We start from the raw sequence: 21,425 nt of genomic DNA, 5'->3' as shown, positions 1-21,425 counted from the left end.
GCCTTGCCAGCGGTGCGAGGGACGTGGCGCGGCGAGAGAGCCCGCTCGGCAAGCCCTCAGCGCCTGTTCCTCGCTGACCCTGGTACCCCTGGCGGGGGTGCCCGGTGGCTTGCGGCTGGCTTTTCAACCGCGTGGACGATCACCGTAGTAGAGGCGGGGGAGCGGGGTGAACAGCAGGTACCGGTTTCCGGATGACCCCACCGGGTAATCCTTCGGCGACAACGGCGTCGAGGGAAGGGGAACCGGCCATGGGGGCCGACGACAAGATCAGCAACAAGGCCGAGGAGCTCAGGGGCCGCGCCAAGGAGGCGGTCGGTGACGCCACCGGCAACGAGCAGTGGCAGACCGAGGGCCGCGTCGAGCGGGGCACCGGTGCGCTCAAGCAGGCGGCCGAGAAGGTCAAGGACGCCTTCCGCCCCAACCGCTGATGCCCACCCGCCGCAGCGCCGCCGAGTTCGTGCCCGAAGGCGCGGACCTGGCGGCGCTGCGCTCCGCCGCCCAGACCTGCCGGGGCTGCGACCTGTACGCCGACGCGACGCAGGTGGTGTTCGGCGACGGGCCCGAGTCGGCCGAGCTGGTGGTGGTGGGGGAGCAGCCCGGCGACGTCGAGGACCGCCGGGGCGAGCCGTTCGTCGGGCCCGCGGGCAGGTTGCTGGACAAGGCGCTGGCGGAGGCCGACCTGATCCGCGGCGGCGTCTACCTGACCAACGCGGTCAAGCACTTCAAGCACACCGAGCGCGGAAAGCGCCGCATCCACAAGACACCGGGGCGCACCGAGGTGGTGGCCTGCCTGCCGTGGCTGACGGCGGAGCTGGCGCTGATCCGCCCCAGGCTGGTGCTGTGCCTGGGGGCGACCGCGGCCAAAGCCGTGCTGGGCAACGACTTCAAGGTGACCGAGCGACGCGGGCAGGTGGTGGCGCTCGACGAGTACGAGGTGGTCGCCACCGTGCACCCCTCGTCGGTGCTGCGCGCGCCCGACCGGGACGAGGCCTACCGCGCTTTCGTGGCCGACCTGCGCGGCGTGCGCGAACACCTCGGGAAGCTCGGGAAGTAGAACGGCCCCCGGATCACTTCCCGCCTCGCGGCGGGCCGAGCTGGACTGAGCTCGGGATCACGGGGGCCGGGTGGCCGCCTGGTATTCACCAGGACCACCGTCGCCTGGGAAAGGCCAGGTCCTAGCGGACAGCCACCTCACAAGTCCTGCAGCTATACAACTTCGGACCACCTCCTTCCTTGTGTACTGCGAACCTATGCGCTGCCGGGCGGGGCTCGCAACGGAAAATCCGCGTGAGGTTCGCCATGCGTCGAACTACAGCTGCATGGTGTCGATGTCGCTGTTGGCCCGGACGAACCCGGCCGCCAGGATCGTGGTGGGGTGCGCGTCGCCGAGCACCCGGCGGAAGCTCTCGACCACGCGCGCGTGCCGCCGCGAGGACTCGTCCCGCTCCCCGGTCCGGCGCAGGTCGATCGCCAGGTTGAGCGCCACGGCCAGCGTGGAGGGGTGCTCGGGGCCCAGCACGCGGCTCGACCTGCGCAGCGTGTCCTCGTCCGCGGCCAGCGCGCCCGCGTGGTCGCCCAGCGCCGCCAGGTCGCTTGCCAGGTTGGTCGAGGCGACCAGCGTGAAGGGGTGGTCGCTGCCGAAGAGCCGCCGCAGCGCGGAGGTCGCGGCGGCGTTGAGCTCCTGGGCGTGGTGCGGGTCGCCGGACAGCCGGTGGGCCACGGCGAGGTTGGTCGCCGCGATCAGCGTCGTCGGGTGCTCCTCGCCCTGGGTCTCGACGAGCAGGCGGTGGCTCCGCTCGGCCAGTTCCGCCGCGCCGGGCGTGTCGCCCAGGTGCCGCAGGACCACCGACAACGTCATCAGGGCGGTGGCGGAGTCCAGGTGCTGTTCGCCGTACTTGCGCCGGTAGCGGCGCAGGCAGTCCTCGGCCAGCGTCCTGGCCCCCTCGTGGTCGCCCGCCCGGCAGCGCGCGACGGCGAGGTTGCGCACCGCGCCGATCGTGGAGGGGTGGTCGTCGCCGAACAGCTCGCGCTGCCGCCGCAGCGTGCTCTCCTGCATCGACCTGGCCGCCCGGTAGTCGCCCAGTTCGCGCAGGTCCATCGCCAGCCCGTTGAGCGACCGGAAGGTCAGCAGGTGGTCGGCCCCCAGCACGGTGGTCCTGCGGTCCAGGGTGTCCTGGTCCAGCAGGCGGGCTCTGCTGAACAGGCCCATCAAGCGGTAGCAGCCCGCCAGGTTGTTGGCGTACCGCAGGGTCGCCGGGTCGTCCTCGCCCAGGACGCGGCACGCCTTGGCGTAGACGGTCTCCTGCAGTCCGAGCTCTTCCGCGAACCTGCCCTCGGCGCGGTAGCCCGCCGCGACCGTGTCCATCATGCTGATGACGGTTTCGTGGTCGTCACCCAGCTGCGCGCGCAGTTTCTCGTAGGTGGTGTGGTTGAGCCCCGTCGCCTCCGCCACGCGGCCCGCGCGGAGCAGGCCCGACGCGTGCAGGCGGGACATCTCCAGCGTGTCCAGGTCGTCTTCGCCGCGGATCGACCGCCACGCCCGCACGCCCTGCCCGGACAGCTCGATCGCACCGTCGTAGTCGCCGCTGGCCAGCAGGTACTTGACGAAGTTGATCATCAGGGCGCAGGTCCAGCTGTCCGTGCACGCGATCGCCTCCGACATCACCGCGTGCGGCAGGAGCGCGGCGTAGCGCGGCCACGTCGAGGCCACGGCGGGGTAGTTCGGGTCGCCGTTGACCAGCAGCATGTGCACCGCGTGCCGCATCCGCTCCCGCTCCTCGGCGTCGAGGCGGTCTTTCACCACCGCCTGGACCAGGCGGTGCAGTTGGAGGGTGTTGTTCCGGTGGTCGATCTTGGCCAGGCCGTAGCGGGTGATCTCGCGGGTCGCCCGGTCGAGCTTGATCGGCGCCCTGAGCGCCTCGGCCAGCGCGTCGGGCACCGGGGCGTCGCGGATGCCGCGGAACAGCTCCAGGGAGATGGGCTCCGGGCCGAAGAACGCGCACACCCGCAGCAGCTGCAGGGCCGCCGGGTGCTCCTCGGCCAACCGGTTGAGCGGGACGCTCCACGCCGCGGCGATGGGCAGCCGGTCGTCCGACGCGCCCGCGGCCGACCGCTGCGCCCGGTCCTGCTCCAGCAGCCGCAGGTACTCGGCGACCGCCATGCCGGTCTGCGCCCGCCACGCCGCCGCCTGCTCGATCGCCAGCGGCAGGTCGCCCAGCGCCTCGGCCAGCGCGTCCGCGTCGGCGTCGGCCAGCTCCCGGTCGCGCCGGTGCAGCAGCTCGATGCTCTCGGCACGGGTGAACAGGTCGACTTCCACCGGGTGCGCGTGCTCGTCCCAGGCGGGGTTGCGCGAGGTGATCACGACGTGGCCGGTCCCCGAGGGCAGGAACGGCAACAGGTCGTCGGGGTCGTCCGCGTTGTCGAACACGAGCACCCAGCGGGAGTAGGGCTTGCTGTCGCGCAGCGCCGCCAGCACCGCGGGCACCGCCGCGTCCGCCGTGCTGGGCAGCCCGAGGCGCTTGGCCAGGTCGATGAAGCTCGCCTTGACCTGCGCCTGCCGCTCGGCGGGCACCCACCACACCAGCTCGTAGTCGGAGGCGTGCCGGTACAGGTACTCCACGACCGTCTGGGACTTGCCCACGCCGCCCATGCCGTGCAGCGCCTCGGGCAGCACCGCCGTGGTGCCGCCTTCGGCCAACCTCCTGCGCAGCAGGTCCAGCAGTTCCTCGCGGCCGGTGAAGTCGGGGTTGCGCAGCGGGACCTCACCCCACACCGAGGGGCGCCGGTCGGGGTCGCCGCTGTCGGTCCCGTCGCCCTCCGAGGAGCCACCGCCCCGCTGCCGCGCTCCCGGCAGCAGGGCCGCCAACCGCTTCGCCCTGGCCAGGTAGGGCCCGGACAGCGCGCGGAACACCGCCGCCTGCACGCGCACGTGCCGCAGGTCCTCGGGCAGCGCCGAATCGGGGTCGTCCAGCGCGGCGGCGAAGTCGCGCAGCGCGGTCGCTCCCGGCGGGGCCTGCTCCGCCACCAGCCGGGCGACCCGGACGGTGTCCGAGCGCCGTGCGGCGGCCAGCAGCTCCTCGCGCACACCGGGGCGGAAGTCGTAGGCCGCCACCGCCGGGTCCGCCGCCCGGTCGCGGACCAGCAGGCCCCCGAGCACGACTTCGGCCAGCACCGACAGGCCGCTGCGGGGCAGCAGCGCCCGTTGCACCAGCTTCATCGTCGGCAGGTCCAGCGGGGCCGCCGCCAGCAGGCCCGCCAACCGGAACGCCGCGGTCGAGGCGACGGTGCGGAAGTTCAGCACCCGCTCCCGCGCGGTCGGCTCGACCGCCGGCTCCTCCGCGGCCTCCTCCGCGGCCTCCGGCGCGCTCTCCCCGTCGAACGGCCGCACCAGCGCCGCGGTGCACTCGACCCACTCCGGGCCCGGCGCGCTGACCAGCCGCGCCCACGCCGTCGTCCAGGTCCCCGGCAGTTCGAGCACCGGCACGGGGGTGGCGGGAGCCCCGGCGACAGCGCTGAAGCCGAGCTCCGGCCGGACCGCCGAGACGCGCAGCCGCCGGTTGGCCACCCAGGGGGCGGGCGCGGACAGCCGGACCCGCCGCGCGTCGAGCCCGCCCCAGTGCCACAGGCGCTGCTCGAGCACGTGCACCACGGCCACCGGCATCCGCTGCGCCCACTGGTGCAGCACGTGCTCCGCCGCTCCGCTGTGCCAGGCCCCGCCCACCGCGTCGGTCAGCACCAGCACCAGGCGCCTGCCGGTCGGATCGGTCAGCCTGGCCCAGCGCACGGGCTTCGCCTCGGCGTTCTCCGGGCGCAGCACCACCTGCCCTGGCCGGTCCACCGAGAAGTCCGCGTGGTGCAGCCGCACGTCGCGGAACGCGCCCTGGCGGGTGAGCAGGTCGTGGAACTCCCGCGCGGTGTGCCGCCAGATGGCCATCGACGGCGAGTCGTCCACGACCAGCGCCACCTCGAAGCGGTGCCAGGCAGCGGGCCGCCACTCGGGCACCCACAGGGCGTCCTGCGCCGCGCGTTCGGCGGTCCGCTCCTCGTCGAGCACCTGCCGCCAAGGCGAGGGAGCGCTGCGCATCAGCGGCCGCAGGGCACGGGCGATCCGCGTCCGGGCGGGCAGGGCGGGCAGTGCCGTCGGCACGGCCACGCCTGGTCCGCCGTCGTGGGCGCGCTCTTCCGCGCCCACGACAGCGGACCACTCCCACGCCCGCGAGGCGGGTGGTGGGTCCTCCGGGTCAGGCGGCGACGAGGACCGCGCACCTCCCTCCGGCGGACCCGCCGCGGAGCCGTCCGCCGAGGCCGGGGACAGCGGAGGCGGAGACCACGCGGCGGGGGCCGCGCCCCGCAGGCGCAGCGCCAACCACAGCGCGTCGCGCAGCTCCCGGTGGGTCAGCTCACGGGTGCCCAGTGCCGCCTCGGTCGGAGGGGTGCGCTCGCCGGCGCCCGCCCTCGCGCCGGTGGACGCACCCCTCCCGGCGCCGGTCATCCCACTTCGGCCGACAGCGGGTGCCAGATCGCCCGCAGCAGGTCTTCCCAGTCCCGGTCGGGCCGGTACGCGCCGGAGGTGACCAGCTGGGCGGCCAGGTGCACGGCGTTGAGCAGCTGGTCGGAGGCCAGTCCGCCGACCTCCTGGCTGCGCTCCAGGAAGGTGCTGATCAGCCGCGCCAGGTCGATGCCCTCGGCCTGCCCGAAGTGCGCGGCCACCATCTGCCCCAACTGGTCGTAGTCGGGCGGGGGCACGTGCAGCCGCAGGCAGCGGCGCAGGAAGGCGGGCGGGAACTCGCGCTCGCCGTTGCTGGTGATGATGACGATCGGGAACTCGCGGCAGCGCACCGAGCCCTCGTGGACCGTGGCCGTGCCGCCGTGGTCGGCGGTGAGCACCTGCACCTCGGGCCTGCTCTTGGCGATCCGGACCAGCTCGGTGATCTCGTACTCGCCCTCCTCGAACACGTTGAGCAGGTCGTTGGGCAGGTCGATGTCGCCCTTGTCCAGCTCGTCGATGAGCAGCACCCTGGGCAGGTCGTAGGGCAGCAGGGCGGTGCCCAGCGCGCCGAGGTGGATGTAGTCGCCGATGTCCGGGTCCGCCGCGCCCCGCCCGCCCGCGCCCGCCGCCTGCACCCGGCCGATGGCGTCGTAGCTGTAGAGGCCGTCGCCGAGCTTCGTGCGGCTGGTGATCGGCCACCGCAGCACCGGTCCCAGGCCCAGCTCGCGGGCGATCAGGTAGGACAGCGACGACTTGCCGGTGCCGGGGTTGCCGGTGACCAGCAGGGGGCGCCGCAGGTGGATGGCGGCGTTGACCATCGCCACTTCGTCGGGGTAGGGCGTGCGGGGCGTGGTCAGCGCCCGGCCCAGGTGGCGGTCGGCTTCCCCGCCGTCGTCCAGCGGTCGGGGCGCGTTGCCCCGACCCGTGAACCTGCGCCACGGCGGCGCCTCGGGCCACGGGCCCACGGGCTCGGTCGCCCGTTCCGCGGTCCCCCGGTAGACGTGCCACGGCGGACCGGGTTCACCGCTCGGCCGCTGCGCACCCGCGCTCGCGTTCATGCCGCTGAAACTCCTTCCGGTGGGGTCGGGCGGACGGGCGCCACCACCCGCGCGGGGTCGTCCCACAGCACGGTCAGCGCGGCGCCGCAGTGGCGGCTGCCCGGACCCTGGTGGAAGGCGCCGGTGCGGGCCAGCCGGACCCGCTCCAGCAGGTCCCGCGGATCGCTGTCGTGCAGCAGGCGCCGGGCCGCGTCGGTGAAGGCGGCACCGCAGTCCTCGCGGTGCCACAGCATCACCGGCACGCCCGCGCGCAGCCCGACCGCGACCTCGTCGCGCCCGGCCGACTCCGCGCGCGGCGGTGAGCTGAGCACGAGCGAGACGGCGGAGGGCTTGCGGTCGAACGCGGCGATGAGCTCGCGCAACCCGTCGGCGCTGCCGTCACGGCCCCAGCAGCCCGCCTCCTCGGCGATGGCGCCGCTGCCCTCCAGCTGGGACCGCAGCTCGCGCCAGCGCGTGCGCCACATGCGGTGCCACTTCCGCTTCCCCATCCGCTCCAGGCTGCGCACCACGACCGGGTAGCGGCAGCCCAGCGGTTCGGGGAGCGGGTTGTCGGTCTCCCACGGCCACTGGTCCACGTCGAGGTTGAGGACCTCGGCGGAGAGGACGAACTCGACGTGGATGGCGGGGGCCTGCTCGCTCCACGCGGCCTCCACCTCCTCCAGCACGTCGGCGACCCGGTGCTTGACCGAGGCCAGATCGCCGGTGTGGTCCTCGCCGCGCTCCGGGTACCAGCCCCCGGACAGGTCGAGCTGCCGCCAGTGCAGGAGGCGGTAGACCTCGCCGGAGGTGCCCTCCGGCTGGAGCTGGAAGACCACGTAGGCGTTGGCGGGCCGCGCCTGCGCGGGGGCGGGCGAGCCGAGCTTTCGCCGGAGGTCGTCGAGTTCCGCGGTCAGACCCATGTCGACGGCGCGGGCATCGGACCACCGGCGCAATTCCGATGCCAGTTCGGCGGAGGTTACCGCGGCGACGCGCTCGACGAAGAGCAGCGGTTTCGGCAACCCGTCCGGTTCGGCGTTGAGGGTTTCCAGCAATCGGAGGGCGTCGAGCGGGGTCGACCGCTCGCGCAGCGGGGGCGCCGAGGGGCCCGCCGTCGCCCGGTAAATCTCCGGGAGGTCGTCCACGACCACGCCGCGCAGGAGGTCGAAGACGGGACGGCGCTCTTCGTGCGACCACAGCGGAAGCGCGCTCATGCCGCGCACGGCCGCGCGCACCTCGGCCATGGGTTTCGATTCCTGCTCTATCCGGCCTAATACCCGCACTAATGCGGATAAACCATCGGGTCGCTGTCCGCACACCTCGACGATGCTGAACAGGTGGCCGAATGCCAGTCGGTGCTCCTCGACCGGCAACTCCTCGCGCAGTTCATCGCACAGCATCCGGACGAGGAGGTTCCGCCCGTTCCGGTCGGCCAACGACGGTATCCGCCGCAAAGCCTCCACCAGCGGCCACAGCACGCCCCGCGCGGAGCCCCCTTGCGTCCACACCCGTGTGCTCCCTCGTGGTCGACGGAGTGCCCGATCGCGCACATCGTAAGGCTGAATCCGGCGATCGACTTCAGTTTCCGCCGCGCAACCAATGGCGCGCCGCGGTTTCGACCCCGCGCACGGCTGTCGAGTCGCCTTCGAGTTCGCGAACGGCGGCCAGCAGGTTGGCCAAGCCGTCCTCGTAGTCCAAGCACGTGCGCACCAGTTCGACCACCTGCAACCGAGGGCGGCGCTGATGCGGCACGGCCTGCCGAACTTGCGGTGGGAGCAGGCCGAGCAGCGTTTCGCGGCCCGCCTCCTCACGCACGCTCGGCACCTCCAGCAGCGCGTCCACCAGGCTCGACAGCCGCTCGGCGGGGCTGGTCGAACGCTGCGACGACTGGGGGCTCGGCGGTGTGGAATACTTGATCCACGCCTTCACCCGCAGTTCTTTCACCCGCACGAAGACCGGGTGGAACTTCTCGGGCTCGGTTCGCGGGTCGTGCCGGACCACGTCCCGGTGGAAACCATCGGAAACGATTACCGCGATCGCCTCTGCGGATTGCCGCAGCGCTTCCCGTAGTTCTGCGGAGTCGAGCAGCCTGCTGGCGTGGATGACGCCTTCGCCGACGATGCCGTGGTCCACCCGGCGCACCTCGCCCGCGTGCAGGGCGAATCGCAGCCGAATGCGCTCGGGCGCCGGGGCGAGGGCGTTGTGGTCCTCCAGTTCGGCGGCCAGTTTCGGCAGCACGTCGGTCAGCAGGACGTTCTTGGGGGTGCTCGCGGGCACCAGGACGAGCGCACCGTCGCCCCCGTCCTGCACGACGCACCGGTCCCAGTCGATCGACGCCTGGGCGAAAGCGTGGCGCAAGGCGCGGTTGAGCCCGTTGTGCACCGCCGCGCGGTGGTGGTCGGTTCTCTCCGGGGCCCCGTACCGCTCGACGTCGACCACCAGGATCGTGTGGTGCAGGGGCAACTCATGCGATAACACGAACGATCACCTCGATCGGCTCCGGGGATCGGTTCCGGACAGCGGACACGAGGCAAAGGTAACCACCGCCGACCTCACTCGTCAGCTTTTCACCGGACGAGCGCGACAGGGTGAAGTCTGTTTTCCGCCGGATTTCGGGTTCCCCGCGCGACAAGGTGATCCACATGGACATCGGGAACAGGGTCGCGTTCGTGACGGGTGGCAGCCGGGGGATCGGCGCGGCGGTGGCGGTGCGGCTGGCGCGCGCCGGGGCCGAGATCGCGCTGACCTACCGGGACAACGCCGACGACGTGGTCGAGCGGATCAAGGGCATCGGGCGCCGCGTGGTGGCGATCAGGGCGGACAGCGGGGACGCCGAGGCCGTCGCGGCCGCGGTCGAGGAGGCGGCCGGGACGCTGGGGCGGTTGGACGTCGTGGTCAACAACGCCGCGGAATTCCCCGTCGGACCGCTGGAGGCGTTCTCGGTCGACGAGTTCGACCGGACCTTCGCGGTGAACGTGCGCGCGGCGTTCGTCGCCGCCAAGGCGGCGCTGCCGCACCTGGGCGAGGGCGGGCGGATCATCAGCGTCGGCAGCAACCTCGCCGAGCGGGCGGTCTTCCCCGGCTTCTCGCTCTACACGGCCAGCAAGACGGCGCTGGTGGGCTTCACCAAGGGCTTGGGCAGGGAGTTGGGGCCGAAGGGGATCACGGTCAACCTGGTGCACCCCGGCCCCACCGACACCGACCTGAACCCGGCCGACGGCCCGAACGCCGAGCACATCAGGGGGATCACCGCGGTGGGCCGCTACGGGCGGCCCGAGGAGGTCGCGGAAGCCGTGGCGTACCTGGCGTCCCCCGAGGCGGCCTGGGTCACCGGAGCGGTGCTGAACGTCGACGGCGGCTTCACCGCCTGAGTGCGCTTGGATGGCCCGACTCGCGTGATCGGGGACCGCGACGCGAGCCGGGCCGTCCGGGGCTGCTCGGCGCGGATCAGCCGACGTTGACGTCGACGCAGGCGTAGAACGCGTTGCTGGTGTCGCCGATGTTCCAGATGGCGAGCACCTTCTGCCTGCCCGCGGGCAGGGTCACGGTGTGCGACACGGTGGCGCCGGGGATCTGGTTACCAGCGTCGAAGTAGCCGACGCGCGTGCCGCCGACGTAGTACTCGTAGTTGGCCGTGCGGTGCCGGACGGTGAAGGTCCAGTTGAAGGTCACGTCGCGCCCGACGTTGGTCACCCTCCAGCCCTTGTTGTCGTCGTTCAGGTCGGCGAACCGGGACACGCCGCCGTTGCAGCTGCGCAGCCCCTTCGGGCCCTCGACGCTCTGCGGCTCGTACTTGATGTCGCCGCAGGGCACCAGGTTCTGGGCGCACTGGGCCTGCCTGCTGGGCGGCGAGGAGATGTAGCCGTGGGCGAACGCGGGGGCGCTCGGCAGCGCCACCACCATCAGCGGCGCGGTGAGGGCGCCTGCCACCATCGCGGCGACCCTCTGGCGGATCTTCGTCATGTCAGCTCCCATTGGACGGGCGGAACGCTGGAGGCGAACGCCTACCTTCTTGGCAGCGGTCTTGCGGAGGACCGCATTGGACGAGTCGTTCACCAATGCGGCGGCCGGTCTAGACCATACTCTCCGTGAGCAGCAGGTGACAACTAGTCGGATCACCGGTTCCAGCTGCTCGTGCTCCGCGGGTGAGGCGATGGTGCCCGGGGCGAGGTGGTGAGCGGGGCCGCAGACCGGGCAGCCGGTCGCGAACCGCCGTCGCGCTCCCGGTCAGCCGCCTGCTGTGAAGTCGGTCAACTGGGGATCGAGAGCGCCGGTCAGCTCGGCGACGAGCAGTTCGGTGAGCGTCCCGTCGAAGGTGTGCCGATCGAATTCCACGTCCCACAGGATTGGCCAGCGGTCGGGGTCCGGGTTCGACGTGTCCCACCACAGGACGTCACGGCCCTCGGTGGTCGCGCACAGCAGCAACCCACCGGGGTCCGGGTGGATCGGCCGAGCCCCGCCGGGCTCGTCGGCGAACCAATCACGAAGGCCGTTGGCCTGCACCTCGTGCTCGGCCGGGAGATTGTCCGGGGAGACGATGAAGATCCCGCCCACGACGAGATCGCCGTAGCCGTCCATGAGCCGCTTGTAGTCCGTCGGAAGCCCGATGCCGACACCGTCTTCGACAGCGGTCCAGTCGTGGGCATGACTGGACGGGTCGTACAGCAGGCCGGACATGTCGTAGGCGAGGCCGGTGGGGAAGCAAGCCAGGACAGCGCGCAACCGTGCGAGTGGGGCGAGATCCATGCGCTGATCCTCCCGGCCCCATCGCGGCACGAACTCCACCGCGTGTCACAGGTCCCTGGCCTTGTCCAGCAGTACCGGTCAGACAGCCTCCAGGACGAAGAACAGGAAGCTCAGGAAGGAACCGGAGGGGAACCGCGCGAGTTCGTCGGGGAAGAGCTCGCGGGCTTGCGGTGCCGGGGGCGGTTCGCTGATGACGGCCGTGCGGAAGCCCGCCGCGGTGAAGGCGTCGGTCATCGCGTGCAGCGGCCGGTGCCAGTAGGTGAGCACGGCCTTCTGGCCGTGGAAGGTGTACTCCTGGGACCACTTGCTGATCGCGAAGTAGTCGGCTTCGCGATCCACCAGCTTGAGGATGATGGGGTGGTTGACCGCCACGATCAGCCTGCCGCCGGGCTTGAGCACGCGGCGCAGCTCGGCCAGCGGTGCCGCCCAGTCCTGCAAGTAGTGCAGCACCAGGGCGGCGATGGCGTCGTCGAACGCGGCGTCGGGGTACGGCAGCGGACCGGTCAGGTCGGCGACCCGCAGGTCCGCGTCGTCGCCCAGGCGTCGCCGGGCCAGCTCCACCATCTTGGCGCTGCGGTCGAAGCCCGCGACGACGGCTCCCCGGTCGCGCAGTCCGGCCGACACGGTGCCCGAACCGCAGCCCGCGTCGAGGATGCGCCTTCCCGCCACGTCTCCGGCCAGGTCGAGGATCGCGGGTTGCGCGTAGTAGGCGTTGATGAGGCTGGTCTCGTTCTCGGCCGCGTAAGCCTCGGCGAAGCTGTCGTAGTCGTTCTCCGCGACCGCTTCGGCGCCTCGGGTGGAATTGCCTGCTTCGGTGGACACGGCGCCCATGCTGCCGAATGATCGGCAAGGATGTCGGTGAATCGCGATCACCGGTAGGGCGGTCCGCCGGGTTCGCGGGCCGGAACGAGGACGTGATGTCGATCGAGGTTCGCCCCGCCCGCCCCGCCGACCTCGAAGCCGTCGCCGGGTTGCGGTGGCGCTGGGTGGCCGAGCGGGACGGACCGCCCGGCACCGACCGCGACGAATTCGTGCGCGGGTTCACCGCGTGGGCACGTGAGCATGCGGCCACGCACCGGTGCCTGGTGCTGGTGGATGAGGACCGGGTGATCGGAATGGGGTTTCTCGCGATCGTGACGCGCGTGCCGACGCCGCCGAGGTTCTCGCGGGCCTCCGGCGACGTGCAGTGCGTGTACGTGGTGCCGGAGGCCCGTGGCGGCGGATTGGGCGGCCTGCTGGTCGACGCGATCCTGCGCCTGGCGGTGGAACTCGGGCTGGAGCGGGTCACCGTGCACTCGTCGGAGCGCGCCGTGTCGGTCTATGAGCGGCACGGGTTCGCCGTGTCACCGAACCTGCTCCAGGCCTGGACGCGGCCGAATTCGCCGACAGGCGGGAAAACTGGATGAGTCGACCGTCCTCTGAGGACGTTCGCGGTGTCGTCCTCACGTCCTGCCGGGGTTCCGGTTCGCGTCGCGGCGGTAGGTGTAGAGGATGAGCCCTTCGGCGAACCTGCCCACCTCGTCGTACAACGCGCGAGCCGGGGCGTCCGCCAGGGTGTTCCAGTACAGGCGTGGGGCGTCGTGCTCCTCGGCGTCCCGCGCCACCCACTCGATCAGCGCCGTCCCGAAACCTCGCCGCCGGGCCGCCGGGGCCACGAACAGGTCCGCCAGGTAGCACCTCCCGGCTCCCCAGACGCCGGGGTGGAACAGGTAGTGCGCGATGCCGACCACCTCGCCGTCCATCCGAGCGGCGGCTCCGCGGATCCGCTCGGCGTCGAGGAGGAGCCGCCAGGTCCGCTCGTAGCGCCCGTCGTCGACCTCGACGCCGAAGTGCTCGTGGTGGCCGCGGGCCAGCACCTCCCAAGCCGCGCGGTCGGGTTCGGCCAAGGAGCTGATCTCGATCACGGTGCCCATCCTGGCCTGACCGGTCGCGCGCGTGGTGGATCTCGTCGGCGTCACCGCGCACACCGCGATGCGCGCGGTGGCCCGGCGGATTGCGCCATCGGGGTGAGGATTTCCGCTGATTCACTTCCCGATCGCCGACCGGAATAGACCTGTTGGCCTCTCCCCGGTATCCGGCTGGACGCTGACGGGCCTGTTCCCCCTCGGGCATGATGGGGCGTGCCGGCACGAGAGGCGGTCGACATGGCAGTGAAATCGACGGATGAACTCCCCTCGGAGGTGCTCGACCTCACCTCGACGACCCTGTTCGAGATGAGAGCCCTGCGCACCCCCGAGCTGGAACGGGCCATCCAGCACACCATTCGCGAAATCCGGCTGGGCCGGTTCGGCGACTGCGTCCAGGGACAGCGTGACTAGTGGCGACGCGGCCGCCGCCGGACCGGGCACGCACCGATTGCCCCGTTTCGTCTTCGACCAGTTCCTCACCGGAGCGGTGTCGAGCGCGGGAATCGCATTTCTGCGGAAAGGGCAGTACAGCCTGCGCAGGCTGAAGTTGCGCGTGCTGGCGGACGCGGCGGCCGAACTCGCCCACCGGCTGGGGCCGTTCGCCGACGTCGACGCCGCCTGGCGGGTTCTCGCCGAAGTCGAGCGGTCCGACGCGGCCGTGGTCGAGGACGTGCTGCTGTACCCCTCGGTGGGGGTGTGGCTGAGCCGGGCGCTGCGCCACGTGCTGGGCGGCATCGAGGACCCGACGCCGATGTGGTCCGAGGTCGGCGGGTTCCACGCCCTCGCGGCGGCGGCCGCGGTGCGCGGCGGAGTGCCGTGCGAGCTGGCCGTGCCGGTGGTGCACGGCTCGGTCGCCCTGCCCTCGGTGGGGCTGTTCCGGCTGTCGACCGGTTTCCCGGTCGGTCACGCGCGGTTGCGCAACACCGCGAGCGAGACCGTGGTCACCGCGTTCGGGAGCACCTCGCCCGCGCGGTTCGAACCGGTGAAGCGGTACTCCGAGCACCGCCGGGGACACCGGGTGCGAGTGGTGTTCGACGACCTCGACCCCTACCGGGGGTTCGGCGGCCCGAAAGCCGCCGACCCCTTGGACGACAACGAGTACGACCAGTGGCGCAAGCTCATGGGCGAGGCGTGGGACCTGCTGACCGCCCACCACCCGAGGTGGGCGGAGGAGCTGTCGGCGACGCTGGCGACCGTGATCCCGCTGAGCGCCGAGCACGACGTCTTCGCCGCTTCGTCCTCCGCCGCGTTCGGCGGCATCGCGATGTCGCCCAAGCGCTCGGCCACCGAGTTCGCCGAAGCGCTGGTGCACGAGGTGCAGCACTCCAAGGTCAACGCCCTGCTCGACCTCGTCGACCTGCACCACGGCGACGAGACGCCCCGCTACTACGCGCCGTGGCGCGACGACCCGCGGCCCGTCGTCGGCATGCTGCACGGGATCTACGCCTTCATCAGCGTCGTGGAGTTCTGGAACGCCCAGCGCGGCTCCGCGCCGCCCGCGCTGGCCCGGCGGGCCCACTACGCCTTCGGGCTCCGCACGCACCAGGTCGGCCAAGCCGTGCGCACCCTGCTCGCGGTGGAGGGGCTGACCGGGTTGGGCCGCGAGTTCGTCACCGCGGTGGCCGACCGGTTGGCCGCCTGCGGTCCGGTGGAGCTGCCGGGGGAGCTGGCCGCGACCGTCGAGGCGATCACCACCGAGCACCGCGGCCGGTGGCGGGTGCGCCACGTCCGGCCCGAACCCGCCGTCGTGGCGGAGCTGGCCGACGCCTGGCTGAGCGCGGGCAGCGCGTTCCCCGTCGTCGGGCCCGACCACGTCGTGCCCGCGCCGTCGTCGGGTGGGTCTCGCCTGGGCGAGCTGCTCAAGCGCCGCGCGATGGGGACCGACCGGCTCGACTTCGGCGACGGTCCGGATTCCGCCCTGGTGCGGGGCGACCGCCGTGGTGCGGTCGAGGGCTACGCCGCGCTGATCCGGGCCGCGCCGCACGAGGAGGCGGCGTGGGTGGGGCTCGGCCTCGCCCTCGGCTCGACGGCGCTGCGGCGCACCCCGGAGGTGGTGCGGGCGGTGCACCTGGCGGCGACGCGGTCCGGCGCGGCACCGGACCCGGTCGAGCTGGCGGCCTGGTTCGACCGGACCGCCAGCTGAGACCACCTCACAGCTGCATGGTGTCGGTGTCGCAGTTCGCCCTGGCGCTCTGCCCCGCGGCGATCGTGGCCGGGTGCTCCTCGCCCAGCACCTTGCGGAAGTTCGCGACCGTCGCCGCGTGCAGCACCGCGGCCTCGGTCTTCTCGCCGAGGCCGTCCAGGTCCAGCGCCAGGTTCAGCGCGACCGCCAACGTGGACGGGTGCTCGACGCCCAGGACGCGGGTGGTCCGCTCCAAGGTGTCCCGGTCGAGGTCACACGCCGCCTTCAGATCGCCGAGGGCGGCCAGGTCGCTGGCCAGGTTGGTGGCCGCGACGAGGGTGTAGGGGTGGTCGGCGTCGAAGACCTCCAGCAGGTCGTCGTGCGCCTGCCGGTCGATCTCCAGCGCCTGCGCCACCTCGCCGCGCAGCCGCAGCGTCACCGCCAGGTTCAGCGCGGCGATGATGGTGTAGGGGTGCTTCTGGCCCTGCACCGCGCGGAGCACCTCGTGGCTGCGCCGCGCCCGGTCCCGCGAACCGTCGAGGTCGCCCAGGTGCCGCAGGTCGGTCGCCAGGTTCATCATCGCGGTCGCGGTGTCCGGGTGGTTGTCGCCGTGCCTGCGGCGGTAGAGCAGCAGGCACTTCTCGGACAGCTCCTTGGCCCGCTCGTGGTGGCCCGCCTTGCGCAGCGCGACCGAGAGGTTGCGGGTGGCGCCGATGATCAGCGGGTGGTCGGGCTCGAACACCTCCGCCGCGGCGGCCAGCACGTACTCCTGCTCGCCCGCCGCTTGGCCGTACTGGCCGACCTCGCGCATGTCCATGGCCACCGCGTTGCGGGAGCTGAAGGTCTGGGGGTGGCTGGTCCCCAGCACCGCCGTGCGCCGCCTGAGGTTCTCCTGGTCCAGGTCCAGCGCCCGGCCGTACTGCCCCATGAGGCGGTAGCAGCTGGCGAGGTTGTGGGCGTACCTGAGGGTGTCCGGCTCGTCCTCGCCGAGGAGGTCCCGCGCCCGCGAGTAGACCTTCTCCTGCAGTTCCAGCTCCTCGGCGAACCTGCCCTGCGAGCGGCGGTCGGCGGCCACGGTGTCGAGCATGTCGATGACCGCCTCGTGCTCCTCGCCGACCACTTCCTGGAACAGCCGGAAGGTCTTCTCGTTCAGCCGCGCGGACTCCTCGTTGTGGCCGAGCCTGCGCATGGCGATGGCGTAGCGGCGGGACATCTGCAGCGTGTCCAGGTCCTTCTCGCCCAGGTGCTCGCGCCACGACCGCACGGCCTGCTCGGCCAGGTCGCGGGCGCCGCCGTAGTCGCCGCTGCTGAGCAGGTAGCGGACCAGGTTCTGGATCAGCTGCCGGACCCACTTGTCCTGGCACTCCACCGCCCGCGACACCAGCGCGTGCGGGAGCAGCTCGGCGTAGCGCGGCCAGTTCACCGGCGTGTCCGGGTCGGCCGGGTCGCCCTTGAGCAGCAGGATGTGCACCGCGTGCCGCATGGTCCGCTGCTCGTCCGGGTCGAGGCGGTTCTTCAGCACGGTCTGCACCAGTCGGTGCAGTTGCAGCGCGTTGTTGCGGTGGTCCAGCTTCGCCAGGCTGTACCGGCTGATCTCGCGCACCGCCCGGCTGAGCTTGATCGGGTCGCTGAGCGCGTCGCTGAGCGCGTCGGGCACGGGCACGTCGGTGACGCCGCGGAAGAGCTTCTGGGAGATGGGTTCCGGGCCGAAGAAGGCGCAGACCTGGAGCAGTTGCAGCGCGGCGGGGTGGTCCTCGGCCAAGCGGTTGAGCGGGACGTTCCAGGCCGCCGCCACCGGCAGCTGGTCGGCGCTGGACGTGCCCGCTTCGAGCAGTTCGGTGCGGTTCTGCTCCAGCAGGCTCAGGTACTCCGAGACCTGCATGCCGGTCTGCGCCCGCCACGCCGCGGCCTGCTCCACGGCCAGCGGGAGGTCGCCGAGGGCTTCGGCGAGCGCGTTGGCCTCCTCCTGCTCCAGGTCACCCGCTCGCCGGTGCAGCAGCTCGATGCTCTCCTCGCGGGTGAACAGGTCCACCTCGACGGACCGGGCGAACCCGCCCCACTCGGAGTTGCGCGAGGTGACGACCACGTGGCCGGTGCCGGTGGGGAAGAACTGCCGGACGTCCTGCGGGCGGTCGGCGTTGTCGAACACCAGTATCCAGCGCTTGTACGGCTCCCCCTTGCGCAGCGCTTCCAGCACGGCGGGCACCGCGGTGTCCGCCGAACCGGCCGTGGCCACACCCAGCCGCCGGGCCAGCTCCACCAGGCTCGCGGTGATCTGCGCCGGGTGCTCGGCGGGAATCCACCACACCACCTCGTACTCCGAGGCATGTCGGTGGATGTACTCGACGACGGTCTGCGACTTGCCGACGCCGCCCATGCCGTGCAGGGCCTCCGGCAGCACCGCGGTCGTGCCCGGCTCGGTCAACCGGACGCGCAGCTGCTCCAGCAGTTCCACGCGGCCGACGAAGACCGGGTTTGGCAGCGGCACCTGGCCCCAGACCTGCGGCTGGTTGCTGGTGGGACGTCGTTGGCTGAACGCGGGGGAGGCACCGGGAGTGGTGGAGGTACCGGGAGTGGCCACGTCGTCTTCTCCTTCCGGCGGTGCTCCTGTTTTCACCGCGGGTACCTGCTGCGCGTCGATGATCTTCACGGGGGCCTCCCGGTTCGCCTTCGATGTCGGATCACGCCCTTCCGGCCGTACTGGTGGGGACGTGGCGTCGAGGCGTTGCCCAACGGCGAGCTGCCCGCCGGGGAACTGGTTTGCGGGGAACTGGCTCGCGGGGAGGCGGCCGTGGCTGAGCAGGGAGCGGTAGATCCGCTTCGACCTGCGGGCGTAGGGGCCGCTCAGCGCCCTCAGGACGGCGGCCTGCACGCGGAGGTAGGGCGCGTTCTCCGGGGAGACCTCCGGCTCCTCGGTGTGGTCGGGGGCGTCCAGGGCGGCCCCGAAGTTGCGCAGCGCGGCGATGTGCGGGCCCGCGTGCTCGTCCAGGACCCGCGCCACCCGCGCGGTGTCGGCGCGGCGGCAGGTGGCCAGCAGCGCCTCCCGGACGCCGTCGTCGAACTCGTAGGCGACGGCGTCGGGGGTGCCCGGCGAGTCGGGCAGCCTGCGCATCAGCCCGCTCAGCATCACCTCGGCGAGGGAGGTCGTGTCCGAACCGGGCAGCAGCACCCGCTGGACCAGCTTCATCAGCCGCACGCTCAGCGGCGTCGCCGCCAGCAGGCCCGCGAGCTGGAAGCCGTCGGCTGAGGCGTAGGTGCGGAACCGGCGCACCCGGTCGGCGGCCGAGAGGCGCTCGTCGCCCTCGTGGTCCACCGAGGGGGCCTCGCCCTGGGGGCCGACCAGGGTGGCGGTGGTCTCGACCCACTCCGCGCCGGGGGCGGTGACCAGCCGCGCCCACCCCGCCATCCACTCGGCCGACAGGCCGAGCACCGGGACCGGCACCAGGTGGGGGGCCTGCCTGCCCGCCGCCACCCGCAGCAGGCGGTTGGGGGCACCCGCCGCGGGAGCCGACAGGCGCATCCGCCGCGCGCTCAGCCCGCTCCAGCTCCACAGGCGCTGGGCGAGCACCTGCACCACGGCCACCGGCATCCGCTGGCCCCACGCGTGCAGCACGTGGCCCGCCGCGCCGCTGCGCCAGGCGGGTTCGGTGGCGTCGGTGAGCACCAGCACGATCCGGGTGCCGGTGGGTTCGGCCAGGTGGCGCCAGTGGTGCCGGGCGCCGCCCTCGCCGCGCAGGGCGAGAGCGGCGGCGTCGGTGCCGGAGCTGTCGAGCAGGTAAGTGCGGACGTCCCGGAACGCGCCCTGCCGCCGCAGCAGGGTCTGGAACTCCTCCACGGTCTGCTGCCAGATGCTGCCGGTCAGCGAGGTGTCGACGACCAGCGCCACCTCGTAGCGGCGCCAGGGCTCGGCCCGCATCACGGGAATCCACAGGCCGTCCTCGGCGGCGCGGACGGCGGTGGCGACCTCGTCCAGCGCGGAAGCGCGCGGCGAGGGGGCGCTGCACGACACCGGCCGCAGCGCGCGGCTGATGGCGCCGCGGTCGGGCAGTCCGGGGACGGTGGGCCACGCCGACCGGGCGACCGGTCCACCGTCGCGGGACCGGGCACCGCCCGCGGGCACCATGGTGACCGGGCCGGGAACCCACTTCTCCAGGGCCGGTGAACGAGGGGGCGGCCGGTCCCGCTCGGCGACCGGCGCGGAGTCGGACGCGGGATCGGGGCTGGGATCGGGCGGGGCGTCGGACGGGGGAGCGGGTGGGGGACGCTCGTCCGGGGGCTCGGCGGGGGTGGGGGAGTCGGCCGGTCGCGGGGCGGGTGCCTGCGCGTCGGGCAGCAGCGCCCGGCCCGCCAGCCACAGCGAGTCGCGGACCTCTGCCAGGGTGAGGTCCGCCGTGCGCAGCGCTTCGCCGCGGTGACCGCCGGGCGGGTCGAGGTGCTGGAGCACCACCTCCCGGACCGGGTGCCCGTTGTGGGACGCGGTCATCCCGGCTCCGCCGGGTGCGCGTCGAGGTCGTGGGCCAAGCGACCGCCCACCGTGCTCGCCGCCGTGCTGTTCACCGCGTTCCCCACCGCGTTTCCCCCCGCGTTCCCCACGGGGGCGCGGGGCTGGGCGGGCACGACGGGGCGGTCGGGGTCGTCGTAGAGGACGGTCAGCGCGCCGCCGACGTGGCGGCTGCCGGGGCCCGCGCGGAACGCGGCCGTGCGGGCGCGGCGGGCGCGCTCCAGCAGGTGCTGGTCGTCGGCGTCGTGCAGCAGCTTCTCGGCCAGGGCGGTGAACTCGGCGGAGGCGCAGTCCTCCCGGTGCCACACCATCACCGGCACGCCCGCCCGCACCCCGGCGGCCAGCTCGTCCCAGCCCGGCGTGTCGGGCCGGGGCGGCGCGCTGAGCACCAGGCAGACCAGGTCGGGGCGGTCGTTGAGGGCCGCCATCAGCTCGCGCAGGCCGTTCTCGCCGGTCCGGCCGCGGCAGCTGGACCCGGCCCGCACCGAGTTGCCCGTCCTGAGCTGGTCGGTCAGCTCCGCCCAGCGCTTGCGCCACGCGCCGTGGTAGCGGCGTTCGGCCAGCCGCACGGCCACCGGGTACCGGCAGCCCATGGGCTCGTCCAGCAGCGGGTCGTCGTCCCACGGCCACTGGTCGACGTCGAGGTTGACCGTGTCGCGGCCGAGCACCCACTCGATGTGGATCTCGGGGTCGTAGGCGGCCCACTCGTGCTCGACGCGGCTGATGATCTCGGCCACCCGCGACTTGATCGCCTCCAGCGTGCCGGTGACGTCGTGGCCGGGCAGGGGCGCCCACTCCTCGCGCAGGTCGAGCTGGTGCCAGTGGCGCAGGCGGAACACCTCGCCGGTGGGGCCCTCCGGCTCCAGCTTCAGCACCAGGTAGGCGGGGGAGCTGGGTGGGGGTGTGCCGACCGGGACCGCGCCGTGCCCCAGTTCGGCGCGCAGCGCCTCCAACTCCTCGGTGAGGTCCATCTCCGCGGCCCGCTGGTCGGCCCAGCGCCGCAATTCGATGGCGAGTTCGGCGCGCACGGCCATGGCGACGCGCTCGACGAACAGCAGCGGCAGGGGTATTCCAGAAGGAGTGGAATTCAAGGTGCCCAGGACCCGGAAGACCTCGGGGTAGGTCGTCTGACCGCGGAGCGCGGGGGCGTCGGGGCCCGCGACTTCCCTGTAGATGTCCGCGATCTCAGGAACGACCACTCCAGCCAGCAATGTGAACAGTCTTCCCAGTTGGTCCTGTTGGAACAACTCTAGCGGAGTCAATTCGTCGATGACGCGGCGGACCTCGTAGAGCGGTTTGGCGTCCTGCTCGATCAGAGTGAGAACCCGCAATAATGCGGAAAGGCCATCCGTGCGTTGCAGGCAGGCCAGTGCGAGGTTGGACAGGTGGATGCCCTGGTGGTGGCTTTCCGGCACGGACAAGGGCTCCCGCAGCTCGTTGCCCAGCAATTGGACGACGGTGTTGCGACTGGCCAAGTCGTTCAGGCAGGACACCCGGCGCAGCGCCGAGACCAGCGGCAGGAGCAACCGCCGTCCCGTGCTGTCCTCGGCTTCCAGCATCCCTCGCACACCACCCGCGCTGTCGTCTCCTACGTCGTCTCTCCGGGGTGCTCGCGCGTTACCGCGCC

At 72.5% G+C, this 21,425-nt stretch carries 17 protein-coding genes; 6 read left to right on the top strand and 11 right to left on the bottom strand.

What is annotated here, in order from left to right; all coding sequences use genetic code 11:
* The first annotated feature begins 248 nt into the window (after positions 1 to 248).
* Positions 249 to 428, top strand: coding sequence for a CsbD family protein (locus tag JOF41_RS19315; protein WP_189227460.1), 180 nt, complete (start codon positions 249 to 251; stop codon positions 426 to 428).
* Positions 428 to 1,054: a UdgX family uracil-DNA binding protein gene (locus JOF41_RS19310; RefSeq protein ID WP_209620988.1), complete on the top strand. Its 627-nt coding sequence runs from the start codon at positions 428 to 430 to the stop codon at positions 1,052 to 1,054. Before JOF41_RS19315 ends, JOF41_RS19310 begins: the two co-directional genes overlap by 1 nt.
* Positions 1,055 to 1,309: 255 nt before the next feature.
* On the opposite strand, the gene fxsT (JOF41_RS19305) is transcribed toward JOF41_RS19310, so the two are convergent.
* The 5 genes from fxsT (JOF41_RS19305) to JOF41_RS19285 all read right to left on the bottom strand — a co-directional run bounded on the left by fxsT (JOF41_RS19305) (position 1,310) and on the right by JOF41_RS19285 (position 9,172).
* Positions 1,310 to 5,491 carry an FxSxx-COOH system tetratricopeptide repeat protein gene (gene fxsT, locus JOF41_RS19305; protein ID WP_209620986.1) on the bottom strand — a complete coding sequence of 1,394 codons (4,182 nt, stop codon included), beginning with the start codon at positions 5,489 to 5,491 and terminating at the stop codon, positions 1,310 to 1,312.
* Positions 5,488 to 6,546: an AAA family ATPase gene (locus tag JOF41_RS19300; protein ID WP_189227457.1), complete on the bottom strand. Its 1,059-nt coding sequence runs from the start codon at positions 6,544 to 6,546 to the stop codon at positions 5,488 to 5,490. Before JOF41_RS19300 ends, fxsT (JOF41_RS19305) begins: the two co-directional genes overlap by 4 nt.
* Positions 6,543 to 8,030, bottom strand: a complete 1,488-nt coding sequence (locus tag JOF41_RS19295; RefSeq protein ID WP_209620984.1) for a VMAP-C domain-containing protein — start codon at positions 8,028 to 8,030, stop codon at positions 6,543 to 6,545. Before JOF41_RS19295 ends, JOF41_RS19300 begins: the two co-directional genes overlap by 4 nt.
* A 70-nt stretch (positions 8,031 to 8,100) precedes the next feature.
* Complete coding sequence (locus JOF41_RS19290; protein ID WP_209620982.1) at positions 8,101 to 9,000, bottom strand: effector-associated domain 2-containing protein; 900 nt, start codon at positions 8,998 to 9,000, stop codon at positions 8,101 to 8,103.
* Positions 8,987 to 9,172: a hypothetical protein gene (locus JOF41_RS19285; protein ID WP_189227454.1), complete on the bottom strand. Its 186-nt coding sequence runs from the start codon at positions 9,170 to 9,172 to the stop codon at positions 8,987 to 8,989. Before JOF41_RS19285 ends, JOF41_RS19290 begins: the two co-directional genes overlap by 14 nt.
* On the opposite strand from JOF41_RS19285, the gene JOF41_RS19280 reads away from it, so the two are divergent.
* Entirely contained in the window at positions 9,165 to 9,893 is a 729-nt protein-coding gene (locus tag JOF41_RS19280; protein WP_209620980.1) for an SDR family NAD(P)-dependent oxidoreductase, read from the top strand. The genes JOF41_RS19285 and JOF41_RS19280 overlap by 8 nt on opposite strands.
* Before the next feature lie 76 nt (positions 9,894 to 9,969).
* On the opposite strand, the gene JOF41_RS19275 is transcribed toward JOF41_RS19280, so the two are convergent.
* The 3 genes from JOF41_RS19275 to JOF41_RS19265 all read right to left on the bottom strand — a co-directional run bounded on the left by JOF41_RS19275 (position 9,970) and on the right by JOF41_RS19265 (position 12,099).
* The gene (locus tag JOF41_RS19275) at positions 9,970 to 10,485 is read right to left on the bottom strand and encodes a lytic polysaccharide monooxygenase auxiliary activity family 9 protein (RefSeq protein ID WP_189227452.1); all 516 of its coding nucleotides are present in this window, start codon (positions 10,483 to 10,485) and stop codon (positions 9,970 to 9,972) included.
* Positions 10,486 to 10,749: 264 nt separating this feature from the next.
* Complete coding sequence (locus tag JOF41_RS19270) at positions 10,750 to 11,307, bottom strand: SMI1/KNR4 family protein (RefSeq protein ID WP_209620978.1); 558 nt, start codon at positions 11,305 to 11,307, stop codon at positions 10,750 to 10,752.
* A gap of 39 nt (positions 11,308 to 11,346) precedes the next feature.
* Positions 11,347 to 12,099 (bottom strand): class I SAM-dependent methyltransferase, encoded by a 753-nt coding sequence (locus JOF41_RS19265; protein ID WP_209620976.1) that lies wholly within the window; start codon positions 12,097 to 12,099, stop codon positions 11,347 to 11,349.
* An 83-nt stretch (positions 12,100 to 12,182) separates the two neighbouring features.
* Here JOF41_RS19265 and JOF41_RS19260 point away from each other — a divergent pair, with 83 nt between their 5' ends.
* A complete protein-coding gene (locus tag JOF41_RS19260) occupies positions 12,183 to 12,674 on the top strand; it encodes a GNAT family N-acetyltransferase (RefSeq protein WP_209620973.1) in 492 nt (163 codons plus the stop codon).
* 36 nt (positions 12,675 to 12,710) lie between these two features.
* Here the strand turns inward: JOF41_RS19260 and JOF41_RS19255 are convergent, their stop codons facing one another.
* Complete coding sequence (locus JOF41_RS19255; RefSeq protein ID WP_307867465.1) at positions 12,711 to 13,226, bottom strand: GNAT family N-acetyltransferase; 516 nt, start codon at positions 13,224 to 13,226, stop codon at positions 12,711 to 12,713.
* 186 nt (positions 13,227 to 13,412) lie between these two features.
* Between JOF41_RS19255 and JOF41_RS19250 the strand changes: the two genes are divergently transcribed.
* Together JOF41_RS19250 and JOF41_RS38340 are read left to right on the top strand one after the other, a co-directional pair.
* Positions 13,413 to 13,586, top strand: coding sequence for a hypothetical protein (locus JOF41_RS19250; protein WP_189227446.1), 174 nt, complete (start codon positions 13,413 to 13,415; stop codon positions 13,584 to 13,586).
* Entirely contained in the window at positions 13,579 to 15,318 is a 1,740-nt protein-coding gene (locus JOF41_RS38340) for an HEXXH motif domain-containing protein (protein ID WP_209620969.1), read from the top strand. Before JOF41_RS19250 ends, JOF41_RS38340 begins: the two co-directional genes overlap by 8 nt.
* Before the next feature lie 7 nt (positions 15,319 to 15,325).
* Here JOF41_RS38340 and fxsT (JOF41_RS19240) read toward each other — a convergent pair whose 3' ends face one another.
* Positions 15,326 to 19,780 carry an FxSxx-COOH system tetratricopeptide repeat protein gene (fxsT, locus tag JOF41_RS19240; protein ID WP_209620966.1) on the bottom strand — a complete coding sequence of 1,485 codons (4,455 nt, stop codon included), beginning with the start codon at positions 19,778 to 19,780 and terminating at the stop codon, positions 15,326 to 15,328.
* Positions 19,777 to 21,357, bottom strand: coding sequence for a VMAP-C domain-containing protein (locus JOF41_RS19235; RefSeq protein WP_209620963.1), 1,581 nt, complete (start codon positions 21,355 to 21,357; stop codon positions 19,777 to 19,779). Before JOF41_RS19235 ends, fxsT (JOF41_RS19240) begins: the two co-directional genes overlap by 4 nt.
* Between the last annotated feature and the right edge of the window lie 68 nt (positions 21,358 to 21,425).

The sequence above is a fragment of the Saccharothrix coeruleofusca genome (assembly GCF_017876325.1).
Classification (GTDB): domain Bacteria; phylum Actinomycetota; class Actinomycetes; order Mycobacteriales; family Pseudonocardiaceae; genus Actinosynnema; species Actinosynnema coeruleofuscum.
The sequence above is the reverse complement of the archived record's forward strand: the minus strand, read 5'-3'. Positions and strand labels throughout refer to the sequence as shown.

Bases quoted from the DNA above. Each gene is read 5' to 3' on its own strand.
- JOF41_RS19250 (WP_189227446.1), top strand. From the start codon at position 13,413: ATGGCAGTGAAATCGACGGATGAACTCCCCTCGGAGGTGCTCGACCTC.
- JOF41_RS19280 (WP_209620980.1), top strand. From the start codon at position 9,165: ATGGACATCGGGAACAGGGTCGCGTTCGTGACGGGTGGCAGCCGGGGG.
- JOF41_RS19300 (WP_189227457.1), bottom strand. From the start codon at position 6,546: ATGAACGCGAGCGCGGGTGCGCAGCGGCCGAGCGGTGAACCCGGTCCG.
- JOF41_RS19285 (WP_189227454.1), bottom strand. From the start codon at position 9,172: ATGTCCATGTGGATCACCTTGTCGCGCGGGGAACCCGAAATCCGGCGG.
- JOF41_RS19235 (WP_209620963.1), bottom strand. From the start codon at position 21,357: ATGCTGGAAGCCGAGGACAGCACGGGACGGCGGTTGCTCCTGCCGCTG.
- fxsT (WP_209620986.1), bottom strand. From the start codon at position 5,491: ATGACCGGCGCCGGGAGGGGTGCGTCCACCGGCGCGAGGGCGGGCGCC.
- JOF41_RS19275 (WP_189227452.1), bottom strand. From the start codon at position 10,485: ATGACGAAGATCCGCCAGAGGGTCGCCGCGATGGTGGCAGGCGCCCTC.
- JOF41_RS19310 (WP_209620988.1), top strand. From the start codon at position 428: ATGCCCACCCGCCGCAGCGCCGCCGAGTTCGTGCCCGAAGGCGCGGAC.
- JOF41_RS19315 (WP_189227460.1), top strand. From the start codon at position 249: ATGGGGGCCGACGACAAGATCAGCAACAAGGCCGAGGAGCTCAGGGGC.
- JOF41_RS19265 (WP_209620976.1), bottom strand. From the start codon at position 12,099: ATGGGCGCCGTGTCCACCGAAGCAGGCAATTCCACCCGAGGCGCCGAA.
- fxsT (WP_209620966.1), bottom strand. From the start codon at position 19,780: ATGACCGCGTCCCACAACGGGCACCCGGTCCGGGAGGTGGTGCTCCAG.